Source organism: Acidobacteriota bacterium, from assembly GCA_016208495.1.
Classification (GTDB): Bacteria; Acidobacteriota; Blastocatellia; order Chloracidobacteriales; family Chloracidobacteriaceae; genus JACQXX01.
In genome coordinates this window covers 55,479-71,352 of sequence record JACQXX010000085.1, presented here as the reverse complement: position 1 = coordinate 71,352, position 15,874 = coordinate 55,479, and the positions used below count along the sequence as shown (strand labels likewise).

Here is a 15,874-nt window from a genome sequence, read left to right as displayed (position 1 = left end):
TCGCTGGTAAAAGTCGGACCTGGCTATGACGATGGTTCCATTTCCCAAAAAGCTTCGCTCAACGCAGCCGTGATGTCTGAAGCGACCATTGAGCGCATTCCCAATTTGGCAGCCGCTTTATCTCCGGCCAGGCCGTGCAAATAGACGGCAATCAAGGTGGATTCGAGTGGCGAACCTGGGGACTGGGCCAGCAGACCAGCCAGCAACCCGGTCAATACATCGCCCGATCCTCCAGTTGCCATCCCCGGATTGCCTGTCGGATTGATGTAGACTTCGCCATTTGGAGCCGCAATCAGGGTTCGCTGCCCTTTGAGCACCACGTGCAGATGGTGTTCAGTGGCCAGTGCACGAACACAATCATGCCGGTTTCGAATCAACGTTTTGGTTGAAAGACCAGTCAAGCGCGCCATTTCACCTGGGTGAGGGGTCAAAATCAAAGGCCGTTCGGGTGTGCCTTTGAGTTCCGCCGGCCAGGGGGATAAACAATTCAGTCCATCAGCATCAATCACCACTGGTTTCTGGCTTTTTTCAACCACCTGTCGAACAAACAGCTTGACATCATCCTCGTCAGAGGAAATGCCAGGTCCAATCGCCAGGACAGTCCGTTCCGCCAGCAGCTCCAGAACTTGGATCGCGGCTGATTCAGCGAAGGTCCCTCGTTCAGTCTCAGTCGCGCCAAACGTCATGACTTCCGGAAGGCAACTCGCCACCAGCATATGCTGGGCTGAGCGTGGAAGCGCCACTGTCACCAGTCCCGTTCCAGCCCGCAGTCCGGCTTCCCCAGCCAGTGCCGCGGCGCCGGTTTTCCCACGTGCTCCGGCTGCAAGCAAAACATGCCCAACCGACCCTTTGTGGGCGCCAGGTCGTCTTCGGGTCACCCCAAGCATTCGCTTTACATCGTGGGCTTCGACCAGGTGAAGCCAGGATTTATGTTTTCCCGCTGACCGGGTCAGTGATTTAGGGGACCCAATCGGCACCACCCGTAACTCGCCATTGTAGTCACACGCCGGGGGCAAAACATTGGCCAGTTTTGGCGCCGTAAACGTCACGGTCAGATCAGCCTCAACCACTGGTCCAATTGGATTTCCTTGATCAGCCGCCAACCCTGACGGAAGATCGAGTGAACAGACCGGAATGCGATGAGTTTTCCGGCCTCGACATTCATTCAAATAGGCAATCACTGGCTCATAAATGTCAGTCAGCCCTCGCTTCAACCCGGTGCCAAAGAGTGCATCCACGTGCAAATCAGGAACGTGCGGATTTTGCTGAACCAGGTTTTTAAAATCCGTCTCTGAAATAATCTCTTTGAAGTGAATCAACTTGGTCTCGGTTTCCGCCAGCCGGGAAATGATATCGAAGTTCACCCGGGCATCCCCACGAGTCACTTCACGCTTTCCAAACAACAGGACCTCAACCCTCGCCCCACGCATCCAAAGCTGACGAGCCAGTGCAGCGCCATCACCGCCATTATTTCCCTTGCCACAAAAGACCCGAATTGATTTTCCTTCCACGGAACCAAAAAACTGGACCAACTCACGCGCCGCCCCCGCCGAGGCGTTCTCCATCAAAATGAGTCCTTTGATCCCATATGTCTCGGTTGTGAGACGATCTACTTCTGTCATGTGCTCAGCAGTCTGGATGTGCAGCATAGGTTTCTGGTGACTGGGTTTTAGTTTTTAGTTTTTAGTTTTTGGTGACTGGTGCTTGGTGCTTGGTTTCAAAAACCCGGAACCCGGACAGGGTGACAGGGTGACAAGGTGACAAGGTGACAAGGTGACAAGGTGACAAGGTGACAAGGTGATTTTTTTCATCCCTCATCCTTCATCCCTCATCCCTTAAAGAACCCGGAACCCTCAGTTTTCTATTTCTGGTTTGAGGACGATGTTATCAATCAGGCGGGTCCGACCAATAAACACAGCCAGCGCAATTAAAACTGAGGTTTCATCATCAATTTCATTCAGTGGCTCAAGGGTGTCAACATCCACGGCGGCAATGTAATCAATCCGGGCAAGTGGTTCTTTTTCAATCAATTCACGGATAGCTCCGACAATTTTAGGGCAGTCGCGCTCACCATCCTGATACAGGCGCCGGGCCAGGTCCAACGACCGGTAGAGAACCAGTCCCGCCTGGCGTTCTTCCGGATCAAGATACTGGTTGCGAGATGACATCGCAATGCCATCAGCCTCGCGAATAATTGGGCAGACCACCACCTCAGTATCCATACACAAATCACGCACCATGCGTTGAATGATGATCACTTGTTGGGCATCTTTTTGACCAAAAAAGGCAAAGTCCGGGGTGATGATATTAAACAGTTTATTCACAATGGTGGTGACGCCCCGGAAATGCCCTGGACGGCTGGCACCGCATAATCGGGAGGAAAGATTTTCCGTCACCACATAGGTCATGAAATCTTCCGGGTACATTTCATCAATGCTGGGGGCAAAAAGGTAATCTACCCCTTTGTTGGCAATCTGCTCAGCATCCCGGGCCAGGTCGCGGGGGTAAACTTCAAAATCTTCACTGGGGCCAAATTGAATCGGGTTGATAAAAATCGAAACGATCACCACATCCGACATCTGTTGGGCACGCCGAATCAGGCTCAAATGGCCGTCATGAAGCGCCCCCATGGTCGGGACGAAGCCGATTTTCCGGTTATCGCGGCGTAGTTTTCGCGACAACATTCGCATTCGGGGAATTCGATTGATGATTTCCATGTTTTTTTCAGCAAGGTGGCAAGGTCAGGAATTGTCAGGGTCAAAGATGTGATGATATCAGTCAGTAGTCGGTAGTCAGTAGATCATTAAGCTTCATTTTTTGAAGTACTTGACTGTCTTCTCATCCGAGAAAATGATTCCAACCTGGGGTTACACTTCAAATGAGCCAGCTCAGTGTCACAGGAACCCAACATTGGATTTCTTGAGTTTGGCGGCAACTTCATCTGGAAGGGAGTAGGTCTCCGCCGGGCCTGGAAAATTCCCGGTTTGGACATCCTGGACATAGGTTTCCAGAGCTTTTCCAATCACTGATTTCAAATCAACATATTGACGGACAAAGCGTGGTTGATGGCCAAAATTCAACCCCAGCACATCGGAAATGACCAGAATTTGCCCATCACAATCAACTCCGGCACCAATTCCAATGGTTGGAACTTTGACGCGTTCAGTAATCGTGCGGGCAATTTCACCCGGAACCCCTTCCAGCACAATGGCAAAAACGCCAGCTTTTTCCAGTGCCAGGGCGTCTTCGATCAACTGATTCGCCGTTTCAAGCGTCTTGCCCTGAACTTTGTACCCGCCCATTCGATTCACGGATTGCGGGGTCAGTCCAATATGTCCCATCACTGGAATCTCATTATCCACAATTTTTTCAATGAGATATGCCCGTTTCTGACCACCTTCGAGTTTCACAGCCTCGGCGCCGCCTTCTTTGATCAACCGAACGGCTGAATCGAGTGCCCGTTCCACACTGGTGTGATAGCTGCCAAACGGCATATCCCCCACCACCAGCGCCCGTTTGACCGCCCGCCGAACCGCCCGGGTACAGAAAATGACATCGTCAAGCGTGACTTCCAGGGTGGTTTCGTACCCAAGCACCACATTGGCCAGAGAGTCTCCGACGAGAATAAAATCTGCCCCGGCTTCATCAACCAGCCGGGCCATTGGAAAATCATAGGCGGTCAGCGAGGTGATTTTCTCGTGATTTCGTTTGCGATCCAGAAGCGTCTGAATCGTCACTTTTTTCTCTTTCGCAGCTTGGTGAACACTCATAACAAAAAGACTAACTTGATAAAAATTGGATTTCAGCCGAAAGGTTTTGACGTGCCTGGGCTTCCAGTCGGGCGCGCATTGCACTTGTAAAGTACAATTGCTCCCTTGTCAAAAAGCTTTCGAGAACGGCCCGTCGCTTACGGCGATATACAAACTCGGGCACCCACGAATATTCACGACGAATGGCCTGCCGGTACTCAGCATAAACCGGTTCGGGCGCCCCTAAAATTGCCAGATCGGCATCCAGAAAATAGGCGCCGTCAGGTGGAAGATGGTCAAGGGAGTGATGTTTGGTTGCCAGAATCAGGCGGTGAACCTGATCACGGCGAAGTGGGGGCATTTCTAATTCATTCAACCACTCAAAAGCAAATGCTGCACTCTGTTCCTCATTATCACTCCGACGAGTGCGGTAAATGACATCATGAAACCAGATGGCCCAACTCACCACTTCAATATCTTCGAGGTGGTCGCGAACCGGCTGGATATGGTCCAATAAAGCTTTGATATGGCTGAGGTTATGGTAGGAACGATGGGGCTCGGAATAGTTTTTGACCAGTTGTTCCCACAGAGCCTGGAGACGTTCCGGTCTGGCCGATACAGAACGAATTAATTCAGCCCACCCCTGCTTGAGTTGGGCCAAATCAGGTTCCTCAAGTCGAAAAAATGGGTTTTGCACTTTTGATTGAGATGAAAGAAACCAGTTGCGCATCGAATTCCGCCAAAAATCCAGAACTTAGCTCGACGGCAGGTTTTATATAGCCTTTTAGAAAAAGATTCCCCTGGGAGCGCCGGCATCCTGCCGGCGCTCCCAGGAAATATTTATCTGTCAGACCCTACCCATGGAGTAAACAGGCCAGAATACGCTCAGCGGTTTTCCCATCCCAGAGTTCAGGAATGCGCTTTGGAAACGTCGTGCCATGCAAGACTTCACGGATTGCAGCATCAATGTTTTCAGGATTCGTTCCAACAATTCGATTTGTGCCTTCAGTGACGGTGATGGGGCGTTCGGTATTTTCACGCAAGGTCAGGCAAGGAATACCAAGCGCGGTGGTTTCTTCCTGCAATCCACCTGAATCAGTCAAAACCAACCGTGACTGGCTCCATAACTGAAGGAAGTCCAGATAGCCCAATGGATCACACAACCGGAAGTTTGGCCAGGCAGCAAGCTGGCTGGTCAACCCAAATTCCGTCAGTTTAGCACGGGTCCGCGGATGAACCGGGAAAATGACTGGCAATTCCGTTTGAAGCCGGCCCAGACTCCCCAAAATTCCGGTCAGGGTTTCCACAACATCCACATTTGAAGGACGATGCAGGGTGACCACAGCAAAATTTCCAGGGGTAAGTTCCATCTGGTCAACAATTGACGATTGTTGTGCCTGCTCAAGACTCATCATCAACGTATCAATCATTACATTTCCCACGCGACGAATTCTGGCGGGGTGAACCCCCTCGCGAAGCAGGTTTTCGTCCCCATCCGGGCTTGGCGTCAGGAGTAAATCAGCCAGGGCGTCGGTCACCAACCGATTGATCTCTTCAGGCATTTGACGGTCAAAGCTGCGAAGTCCAGCTTCGACATGGGCCACCTTGATTCCGAGTTTGACGGCTACGAGCGTGCAGGCCATCGTCGAATTCACATCCCCAACCACCACAACCCAATCCGGTTTTTCCTGCAGGAGCACTGGCTCAAAAGCCAGCATGACCCGGGCGGTTTGTTCAGCATGGGACCCGGAACCAATCCCTAAATTGATGTCCGGGGCGGGAATTTGCAGATCCCGAAAGAAGGCATCCGACATTTCGGCGTCATAATGCTGACCGGTATGGACCAGTTTGCTTTCGATCTCGGGATTGGCACGAAAGGTTTTCAAGATCGGAGCAATTTTCATGAAGTTTGGGCGCGCACCCACCACACTGAGAATTTTCATCAAAAATTTCCGCCAAGGAATGAAGAATTGAGAATGAAGAATGAAGAAAAAGCTTTGAGCCGCTGAATTGCTCCATTTTACATTCTTTATTTTTCAGGGTCAGGTTTTTGCGGTCAGCAGCAAATACACACCACCGACGCTGAACAGTAAATTTGGTCCCCAGGCAGCCCAAAATGGCGGGAGCAATTCATACCGTCCCAACTGGTCAAAAACCCCAATCGTTCCCCAAAAGATAATGGCAATCGCGATTCCGATACTGACGCCAACCAGTGCCCCTCGTTTGCCAATCGTGAAGGAAAACGGCAATCCAACCAGCGCCATGACCAGACAGGCAAGGCAGGCGGCAAATTTGGATTGCAGTTCGATGTTCAGACTCATCACATCGGCACCAATCCTTTTTAATTCAATGATTTGCTCTTGCAACTCGGTAATGCTCATCTTGCTGGACTCAGGGATTCCCTGGGTAAAGTACTCTGGATCTTCAGGGAGTTTAAACCGTGCTTCAGTGATTTCAGTCCGCCCTTCTGGTCGGCCATCCGGAGTGAATGTCCGCTTCCAGCCTTTGATCAAAACCCATTCTGTGGTTTTCGGATCCCAGTGCGCGGTCTTGGCATAAATTCGGCTGACCAGACTGGCTGTTTCTGGGTTGGTTTCATAAATTGACAGTCCAATAAACTCATTTTTGTTGGTGTCAAAGTGGCGAAAATTGAAAATCCGGTTGTTTTGGCCTCGAAACCACTTGCGGTTGGTCTGGTAAAAAGTTTGAGGCGGAACCTGTTTACCACGAATGAAGTTGCGCAGGTAATCCTGGGTTCGATTGGTAAACGGCAAGACATATTCCTGCGAGGCCAGCATCGTCGCCCCAATCAACAATGCCCCAATCAAAACCGGCACGGTCAGCCGATACACACTCTGCCCACTGGTATTGAGTGCAATCAACTGCGAAGTTCTCCCCAGGAGTCCAAAGGTCACCAGCACGGCAACCAGCACAGCAAAGGGGAGCATGTAATTGATGACCTGAGGCGTGAGAAACAGCAGGTATTCAACGACGACGCCGGCTTTGATCTTATTCTGGGCAATATGGTTAATCAGCTCAAAAAGGGTGAAGATGATGAAAATCCCCCACAACCCGATAAGAACAAAGAGGAAATGGCGGGCGGCTTCCCGAAATATCATCAAATCTATAATTCGCGGAAACCCAAATCGAAGTCGAATCTGCCGCCGGGTAACGCCCTGACCAAGCAACGGATACTGTGACCGGCTCAGATCCTGTGTTTTTTGCTGAATCTGACGAATGAGGATTCGCGCTGGAGATTGAATTCGGTTCCAGAGATTCCAGAACGCCACTGCCACCCGAGATGCCCTGAATTTGGCTGGACCACCCGCAAAAAGCCAGAAACTTACCGCGCCCAGGATGACATCCGGTCCCCAAACACCCAGCAAAACTGGCACCATGCCCTGTCGTGCCGCGCGTTCTCCTCCTAAAAACAGCAAGTAAAATGCAAGATTGACGACCAGTCCAATAAATAATCCTGATGACCGTCCCGAACGGGTTCCAGTTACCCCGAGCGCAACACCAATCAAGGCAAAGAACAGACAGGCCACCGGCAAAGCAAATCGTTTGTAAAACTCAATCTGATACTGGCGTTCTTTCCCGGCATCGGGCACGGCTCGCCAGAGCTGGGGCAACGTCATCAAATCCGGGCCAGGCGGTAAGGGGTCCAAATCCTGAACCGTGCTGGCGGGCGGCGGCTCAGGCTTTTTCTGGTCGCGGTCGCTGCTGAGGTCAAAGCGAATCACCGCCCGTTTGGAGTAGGTTGACATGGTGTCTTTTTGCTTGGCGAACTTCCGGGCTTCCGAGGCATAGACAAAACTATGGTCCAGCCATAATTCCGTCTGGGCCAGATCTTCACCAAGCACCAGGTTACCGCTTTGCGCCGTGTAGATTTTCGGCTCTTTGTTGTCCTTTTCGCTTTCTTCCTGCTCAGCAATAAAAATATTTTTCCAGGTGTCACTGGCCCGGTCGCTTTGCTCGATATAGAGCACACGATTAGGCAGGTTCTCGGCAAACATCCCTGGTTTAATCTGGGTTGAAATACTCTGAACCAGAATCTGGTTGCGCTTTTGCTTCAACTGGTTGAGCGAATTTACAGCCACGGGTAGCAAATAAAAGGTGTTGTAGGCAGTAATGGTGCAGGCAATCAGTGCCACCAACATCACTGGGCGCAACAGTTGCAACGGACTCACTCCACCAGCCGTCATCACGACAATCTCACTATCGCCTGACAATCGCCCAATGGCCAGCATCACGCCCAGCAGAAATGAAATTGGAATCGTGAAAATGACAATGCTTGGCAGGAGTGAAATCACCAGCATCAACAACGGGGTACTGGAAATTCCCCGCTGTGAAAAAACGACGAATAATTCTGAGAAACGATTGGCTTCGTGGACAAAAATAATGGACGTCAGCAGAAAAAAGCTGAGTAGGAAATATGGCAGGATTTCACGGATAACGTACCGATCAAGAATACGGAGCATGGCAGACCACAAAGAGACAAGACAGCTAAAATCGAAAGCAAGGACTCTACCTTAGAGGACTGATGTGAAACAAGCGTTAACACAGGGAGCGAATAGTGAATAGTGAATAGCGAGTAGCGAGTAGCGAGTAGCGAGTAGCGAGTAGCGAGTAGCGAGTAGCGAGTAGCGAGTAGCGAGTAGCGAGTAGCGAGTAGCGAGTAGCTCAGTCTTGATTTACTGGGCTGGTCTGTCAACATTCTTAAATTCTGTGATTTTTACTACTTCACGACTTCACTATTTCGCTACTTCACTATTTCGCTCATTGGATTAAATCTTCCACTTGATGTTGCATCCCAGGCTTGGGGTTTGTTCTTCTGGAACTGACTGACCAGCCAGCACCGCATCAATTGCGGCTCGTAAATCTTTTCCATTCAATGGTTTTTCATTTCCTGGACGACTTTCGTCAAGTTGCCCACGATATACAAGCTGTCGGTTTTCACCAAATAAGAAGAAATCTGGTGTGCAGGCGGCTGAGAAAGCACGGGCGACTTCCTGGGTTTCGTCATAGCAATAGGGGAAGGTAAACCCGAGCGCGACGGCCTGAGCCCTGAGGTTTTCAGGGGAATCGTCAGGATAATTCACAACATCATTTGAACTGATCGCCACAATCCCAAACCCCTTCCCGGCATAATCGTGGCCAATTTGCGCCAGTTCTGACTGGACGTGTTTGACATAGGGGCAATGCTGGCAAATAAACATCACCAGCAAAGCTTTTTGATCGGCAAAGGTTTCAGGAGAAATGGTTTGGCCGGTTACGACACAGGGCAGTGAAAAAGCTGGGATGGGGGTTCCCAGTTCAACCATGGTTGAGTATGTGCGGACCATCAGTGACATCCTTTCTGGTTTCAAAGTGGGAGCTGGCTTACTTACATTGTGAAACGATTATCTCATTGAACAACAAATATTTAGAGAATTCATAATTCATAATTCATAATTCATAATTGGGCTGAGGAACCGGAGATGCGGGTTCTGGCTCAATAACTGCATGTGGTACAGTTACGCCCATCATGCGCGTAAGAACTCTGAATCACGAAGATACTCACGGCAAAATCCTCTACCTGTTAAAAACTCGCGGCAAACTGAGCGTTGATGACCTGGCACGTGAACTCGATCAATCCGGTGTCAATGTTCGTCGGCATTTGGACGTGATGGAACGGGATGAACTGGTCTGTTCAATTGTTCATAAACGCGAGCGCGGTCGTCCAACGAGTCTTTACTTTTTGACCGAACGTGGCCATGAACTCTTCCCGCATGCCTACGACACCCTCAGTGTAGATATCTTTGAACAGGTTGAACAATTGTTTGGCCGTCAGGCCGTTCGTGACATCCTGGAAGGCCGGGCGGACAAATTGATCCGGCAGCTCAAACCGACACTGGAAAATAAATCATTTGATGAAAAAGTCGAGGAGCTTTCGCATGTGCTCAACAGCATGGGCTATATGACCCGCGCCGAACACAAATCCAAGACCGAGTCCTGCTTGTTGATTCATCACTGCCCGGTGCTTCGAATCGCAGGGAAATATAAGGAAGTGTGCGATACCGATTGTCGGATTGTTCGCGAGTCGTTGCAGGCCAAGGTCGAGCGAAAATGCGCCTTGTCTGAAGGGTCAGGATTTTGCCGGTTCCAGGTGACGATGCTCCCCTCGTAAGGTAGGTTCACCGGCCAAATCAACCCCTTGCTTTTTGCCCGGTAAGGCTAGTACACTCAGCTTCTTATCCCAGATAAGAGAGCTTCGCTTGAATCACCGCAACAACTTCCCTTCTCACCCTTTCCGCCGCTGAAGTTGTTGTCAGACCACACCTCAATCTCAAAACCACTCATTTGGTTTGCGTTTTTGCCGATCATGCATATTTTTGCTGACGCCCACTCCAATCATCTCCGTGTCGCCGTGCATCTGGCCCCGATCCAGCAACGGCGCGGCCTGTTCGGGGATTAATCCTCCTGCCCGAAATTGCCCTTCGCTTTTATTCGCTAACCCTTTCCTCCAGGCCACACTCTGGCCTGTTCCCAATTGATCCCTGATCCATCCACACTGGCGGTGTGAGCCGGAAACAGGGTTCACTGTCTTTATTATCCAACGGAGGTTAATTCTCATGTCAGCCAATGCCAATAAAGCTCACCTCAAACTCCCCAACATCAAGACCGAACTCCCAGGCCCCAAAGCCAAAGCAGTGGTTGAAAAAGACCATCGGTATGTGTCGCCTAGCTACACCCGAAGCTACCCGCTGGTCATTCAGCGCGGATGGGGCGCCATTATCGAAGACGTAGACGGCAACCATTTTCTCGATTTCAACGCCGGCGTGGCAGTGCTGGCGACAGGTCATACCCATCCGGAAATCGTCAAAGTGATTGCTGATCAGGCCGCTGAATTTGTCCATATTGCCGGCGCCGATTTTTATTACCCGCAACTGGCCGATCTGGCCGAAAAGCTCGAAAATGAAACCCCAGGTGATTTCCCCAAACGCGTCCACTTTGGCAATTCCGGGGCTGAAGCCGTTGAAACAGCGTTGAAAGTCGCCGCCTTTGCCCGTCGTCGGCAAAAATACATCGCCTTCTTCAACAGCTTCCATGGCCGCACATTTGGCGCGTTGTCACTGACCGCCAGCAAATCAGCCCAGCGCCTTGGGTTTGGCCGCGCCGCGCTCGATGTCACACACATTCCCTATGCCAACTGTCTACGCTGTGCATATGGAAAAACACCTGATACCTGTGCCGTTGAATGCGCAAAAGTGATTGAAGATCGTCTCTTCAAAACCACCGTGCCGGCGGATGAAGTCGCCGCCATCGTGGTTGAACCCGTACAAGGTGAAGGTGGGTATGTCGTACCACCATCAAAATTCCTGAAAGAACTGCGTCGCATCGCTGACGAAAACAACATTGTGCTCGTGGTTGACGAAGTCCAATCCGGAATGGGTCGTACCGGCAAGCTCTTCGCGATAGAACACCATGATGTGGTGCCGGATGTGATTTGCAGCGCCAAAGGTATTGCCTCAGGTCTCCCGTTGAGCGCCACAATTGCCCGCGCAGATTTGATGAACTGGCACGTCGGCGCCCACGCATCAACCTTCGGCGGCAATCCAGTGGCCATTGCGGCTTCGCTCAAAACCTTTGAATTGCTCAACAATGGATTGCTGGCCAACGCCAATGCCATGGGGCAACGGATGATGGATGGCCTGCGCAAGCTCCAGGAAAAATACTCCACCATCGTGGCCGACGTGCGCGGTCTCGGATTGATGATCGGCATTGAGTTTGTAAAAGACCTCACTTCAATGACGCCATGGGCAGCATTGCGCAACCAGATTGAAACCGAATGCTTCAACCGGGGACTGATCCTGCTCGGTGCTGGCGAATCAACCATCCGCTTCTCACCACCTCTGGTGATTGACGAAGAACAGGTTGACTGCGCCCTCTCAATTCTTGATGAAGCCATTGCGGCGTCACTCAAAGTGGTCAGCTAGCAGGAGAAAGTGAGTAGCGAGTAGCGAGTAGTCAGAAAAAGTCTCTTCCCAGGTTAAGGCGACGCGTATTTAACTGGTTCTGGATTGACGACTCGCTACTCACAAATCACGACTCACTCTTCCTGAATTGACGACTCGCTACTCACAACTCGCTTCACTACTATGTCCCGACAAAATATTTCCAGCGGTACAAAATGGGAACCAATTGTTGGCTATTCACGAGCTGTTCGAGTTGGTTCAGTCATCCATGTCTCTGGCACCACCGCCACGGCACCCGAAGGCGGATTGGTTGGCATTGGTGACCCCTATGCTCAAACAGTCCAGACCATCCGCAACATTGAACGCGCACTCCAGGCAGCCGGTGCCACGCTCAAAGATGTGGTACGGACCCGGATTTATGTCATCAATATCAGTGAACACTGGGAACAGGTCGGAAAAGCCCACGGTGAACTTTTTGGTGACATCCGACCCGCCACCAGCATGATTGAAATCAGTCGTTTGATTGATCCGGAAATGCTGGTTGAAATCGAAGCCGAAGCCATTGTTTTGGGCTGAGAAAACCAGGGCTGAGGGTTTGGGGCCATAAGCGCCAGGATAAGGAAATGAGAGCCTGGTTGAGACAAGGAGAAGCAGAGACAGGGAGACACCGAGGCAAGTTCACCGAGTGTGTCAGCTTGAACGGACTCGGGTTGGGAGCGGAGGAATGAGACGCTTGAATGTGTCTCGTTGTCTGCTTGTCTTTGTGTCACCTTGTCCAGATCAGACGTTATTCCCTTCTCCTGGCGCTTATGGGGCTTGGGGCTGAGGGCTGAAGAAATTGGCTTTATTTCATCCCTCATCCTTCATCCCTCATCCCTTCGATTGCCCCGAGCTTGCGAGTCTTCAGCCCCCACCCCTCAACCCTGTTTTTTCGCTCATCCGGCTACCGTTCTTTTCAGCATTCAGGTATTGTTGGTGTTCGATTTTGCCCCACTCCAAAGCACAGTTGATACAATTTTAAAACTGGTTGAGGTAGTCATAATGGGCTCTACCAAGATCGTATCCCTCCCACCTTCCTTAGAGTCTTTTGTTGAAACGTTACCGGATGAAGCGGCAGCCCGAAGGTTTGCGGAGCGGTTGGTTGATGAACACCCGATGCTGGCCGAACGCTTCTGGCAACGCCCTGAAGTGTTAACCTGGATCCTCACCTTGAGTTCCTACAGCTCCTGGCTCGGCGAAACACTCCTCCAGCGCCCGGAATTTCTTTCCTGGCTTGAACGCGAACCCCATCTCAACGAAGCCAAATCACGTGATGACCTGTCGCAGGAACTGGCGCGCATGGCCGTGATGCAGTCCACGCTTGAACCTTCGGTTTTGTTGTCGAGGTTCAAACGGCGTGAATGGGTCCGGATTTATTTGCGTGACTGCCTCAATCGCTGCTCGCTTTCAGAAGTTACGGAAGAGCTTTCACATGTGGCGGATGTTATTCTGGGATATGCCCTTGAACGCTGTCGGTCAACGCTGGTTTCCCGTTATGGCGCCCCGATGGTTCGTGACGAACGCGGACGAAGCTCACCTGCCACCTTTGCGGTGCTGTCGCTAGGGAAACTCGGCAGCCACGAATTGAACTATTCATCAGACATTGATTTGTTGTTTTTGTACTCAGGGCATGGTGAAACCGAAGGTGGGAGCGAGGGCTCGCTACGCAACCGCGAATTTTTTACCCGACTGGCTGAAAACCTGCTGCGGATGGTGGGTTCATTGACGGCGCCGGAGGGTGCTGCCTTCCGAATTGATGTTCGACTGCGCCCCCGCGGACGCGATGGGGCGCTCGTGGTGCCGGCGGCTGAAGCAGCCACCTACTATCGAACTGAGGCTCAAAACTGGGAGCGGCTGGCCATGCTGCGGGCACGCGGTTCAGCCGGAGAAATCCAACTTGCTCAGGATTTTCTGGAATCAATCCAGGACACGATTTATCTGGCGGAACCGCTTGAAATCGCTTTGCGCGATGTCCGCCTGTCAAAGGAAAAAATTGACCGCAAGCAGGCCGAGCGCAGCAGCGGCTATAATGTCAAACTTGGAAAAGGTGGCATCCGCGAAATTGAATTCATTGCCCAGGCGTTGATGGTGTGCCATGGCGGCAAAGATACCTGGCTGCGCTCTCCCCAAACCTTGATTGCGCTCCAACGGCTGGCTGAAAAAGGCCACCTTTCTGAAACCGAACGTTCCCAGCTTGCCGAAGCCTATACGTTCTTGCGCACATGCGAACATCGCATCCAGATGGAGCAAGGTGCCCAAACCCATACCATCCCCCTTGATGAAGAAAAATTAGGATTGCTCGCCCGACGAATGGGCTATCAGGGGCCCTATGCTTCACGAATGTTTGCGCTGGCCCTGGCCCGTCACCGCGATCATGTCACCGCTATTTATCAGCGCATTTTTGCCGACATTTCGCCTGAATCCGCTACCCCTCCGGTAACTGCCAGTCGCACCGTAGCCGCAACCCCCGAAGAAGCCCTGCGGCAGGCAATTCTCAAAACGTTTGCAATGCCGAATTCCGGGATTGCGCAAACCGAACAAAGTCTGTGGGTTTCACTGCTTGAAAGTATTTCGGCCCGGTCGTGTGATACCACTCGCGTGCTCACCTTGTTGCGAAATATGGTTGCGTCGTGGGCCGCCTATGTGCGCGATATCCGCTCTAAAATCAACACCGCATCGTCACTGGCTGAGGTCGGGCCGCGCTCCGGATTTACCACGCGACTGGTTCATCATAAAGATGAGTTCAAGCCGTGGGAAACTGACATGCGCAAGCATCTGTTACCCGATCAAACTGAAGTCCTCACCACCACGGCCCTGGCTGAGGCAGCATCGTTTTGTGAAGCCGGTGAGTTTTTTGCCCAGCATTTGACGCGTCATCCAAAGTTGCTTCCGTTGCTCGGAAAACCACCGGTGCTGTCCAGTTTTTCGCGGGCAACGCTTGCCGCCCAGTTTGAGGTCGCCCTGAGAGAGTGCAGTTCATTGAGCGAAGCCAACACAGCCTTGCGCCAGATACATTCGGTGGCACTGCTTGAAATTGGGCGTGCGGATGTTATTTCAGGGGCGCCGCTCCGGGTCATCAACCTTGCCCAAACTGCGCTGGCCGAAGCCGCGATTGAAGCCGCCTGTCAGTTTGCCTGCCAGTACGTGGCCCGCTCCTGCGAGTTTGTGTCACCTATGCCAACCTGGTCAATTCTTGGATTAGGTCGGCTTGGTCATCAGGGAATTGATTATGGTTCAGATCTGGATTTGATTGTGGTGTATGACGAAATGGCACCCCCAGTTTCGCCAGGTCTCACCAACTGTCAGGCCGTGGTGAAAATGGTGGAAACTGTCTCCAGCCTTCTGACGGCACTTACCGCTGACGGAATGCTCTACCGGGTTGATTTTCGATTGCGTCCCGATGGCCGAAATGGCCCGCTGGCTGTGAGCAAAAGCGGTTTGTTGAATTATGCTCGCGGAAGAGCCGCCAGTTGGGAGCATCTGGCCTATTTGAAAATGCGACCGGTGGCTGGAAATTTGGAGTTTGGAACAGAGCTTCAACAGGCAGCCCGCGAGGTCATTTTTGACTATGCCCGCCAACGCGGAGAAATTTTGCGCCATGAGGTGGCTGAAATCCGCAGTCGGTTGCAATCTGAGCGGGGTGGCCGGTCACCTGAGCGCGATTTCAAATTTGGTGTTGGCGGAATGATGGACGTCTACTTCATCACTCGATATGTACAAATGCGCGAGGGAATTCCGGATCCTCCGGAATACGGCACTATCGCTTTGATTGATAGCCTGATCGCACGCCAGGCAATTCGCCCCGAAGCTGGTCGCATCTTGCGTGACGGGTATAACTTTTTGCGAACCCTCGATCACATCATGCGACTGCTGGTCGAGCGTCACACGTCCCGATTGCCAGCCCAGACAGAGTTGCTGGCGCGAATCCTCAAATATCGAGGCGCTGCAGCCTTTGAAGAAGACTATCAACGGCACACAAAAGCCATCCGAGCGGTTTACCTGGAAACGTTCTCCTGAGCATTTTGCAAGGAATGACTGGAGAAAGTAAAAAAATTTCAGCTTTATTTCCGCCTTTTTAAGGCTGGATTCTTTATTCTTTCATCTTCCTGCGAAATCATTCAAATCATC

Annotated in this window: 12 protein-coding genes; 4 read left to right on the top strand and 8 right to left on the bottom strand. The window is 51.6% G+C overall.

Annotation, left to right across the window (positions count from 1 at the left end; genetic code table 11):
- Positions 1-23 precede the first annotated feature (23 nt).
- From HY774_17285 to HY774_17255, 7 genes are all read right to left on the bottom strand, one after another.
- Positions 24-1,649: an NAD(P)H-hydrate dehydratase gene (locus HY774_17285; protein MBI4750240.1), complete on the bottom strand. Its 1,626-nt coding sequence runs from the start codon at positions 1,647-1,649 to the stop codon at positions 24-26.
- 204 nt (positions 1,650-1,853) lie between these two features.
- Complete coding sequence (locus HY774_17280; protein ID MBI4750239.1) at positions 1,854-2,717, bottom strand: pantoate--beta-alanine ligase; 864 nt, start codon at positions 2,715-2,717, stop codon at positions 1,854-1,856.
- Between the two features lie 177 nt (positions 2,718-2,894).
- On the bottom strand, positions 2,895-3,770 hold the full coding sequence (gene panB, locus HY774_17275; GenBank protein MBI4750238.1) for a 3-methyl-2-oxobutanoate hydroxymethyltransferase: 876 nt from the start codon (positions 3,768-3,770) through the stop codon (positions 2,895-2,897).
- A 10-nt stretch (positions 3,771-3,780) separates the two neighbouring features.
- Positions 3,781-4,479, bottom strand: a complete 699-nt coding sequence (locus tag HY774_17270; GenBank protein ID MBI4750237.1) for a hypothetical protein — start codon at positions 4,477-4,479, stop codon at positions 3,781-3,783.
- A gap of 124 nt (positions 4,480-4,603) precedes the next feature.
- Entirely contained in the window at positions 4,604-5,695 is a 1,092-nt protein-coding gene (gene wecB / locus HY774_17265; GenBank protein ID MBI4750236.1) for a UDP-N-acetylglucosamine 2-epimerase (non-hydrolyzing), read from the bottom strand.
- Between the two features lie 96 nt (positions 5,696-5,791).
- Complete coding sequence (locus tag HY774_17260; protein MBI4750235.1) at positions 5,792-8,230, bottom strand: LptF/LptG family permease; 2,439 nt, start codon at positions 8,228-8,230, stop codon at positions 5,792-5,794.
- Between the two features lie 306 nt (positions 8,231-8,536).
- Positions 8,537-9,094, bottom strand: a complete 558-nt coding sequence (locus HY774_17255) for a thioredoxin family protein (protein ID MBI4750234.1) — start codon at positions 9,092-9,094, stop codon at positions 8,537-8,539.
- Between the two features lie 182 nt (positions 9,095-9,276).
- Here HY774_17255 and HY774_17250 point away from each other — a divergent pair, with 182 nt between their 5' ends.
- Positions 9,277-9,918, top strand: coding sequence for an ArsR family transcriptional regulator (locus tag HY774_17250; protein ID MBI4750233.1), 642 nt, complete (start codon positions 9,277-9,279; stop codon positions 9,916-9,918).
- Positions 9,919-10,077: 159 nt separating this feature from the next.
- On the opposite strand, the gene HY774_17245 is transcribed toward HY774_17250, so the two are convergent.
- Positions 10,078-10,263, bottom strand: a complete 186-nt coding sequence (locus HY774_17245) for a hypothetical protein (protein ID MBI4750232.1) — start codon at positions 10,261-10,263, stop codon at positions 10,078-10,080.
- A gap of 100 nt (positions 10,264-10,363) precedes the next feature.
- Here HY774_17245 and HY774_17240 point away from each other — a divergent pair, with 100 nt between their 5' ends.
- The 3 genes from HY774_17240 to HY774_17230 all read left to right on the top strand — a co-directional run bounded on the left by HY774_17240 (position 10,364) and on the right by HY774_17230 (position 15,763).
- On the top strand, positions 10,364-11,728 hold the full coding sequence (locus HY774_17240) for an acetyl ornithine aminotransferase family protein (protein MBI4750231.1): 1,365 nt from the start codon (positions 10,364-10,366) through the stop codon (positions 11,726-11,728).
- Between the two features lie 162 nt (positions 11,729-11,890).
- Positions 11,891-12,283 (top strand): RidA family protein, encoded by a 393-nt coding sequence (locus HY774_17235; protein ID MBI4750230.1) that lies wholly within the window; start codon positions 11,891-11,893, stop codon positions 12,281-12,283.
- A 465-nt stretch (positions 12,284-12,748) separates the two neighbouring features.
- Positions 12,749-15,763 (top strand): hypothetical protein, encoded by a 3,015-nt coding sequence (locus HY774_17230; protein ID MBI4750229.1) that lies wholly within the window; start codon positions 12,749-12,751, stop codon positions 15,761-15,763.
- Positions 15,764-15,874 lie beyond the last annotated feature (111 nt).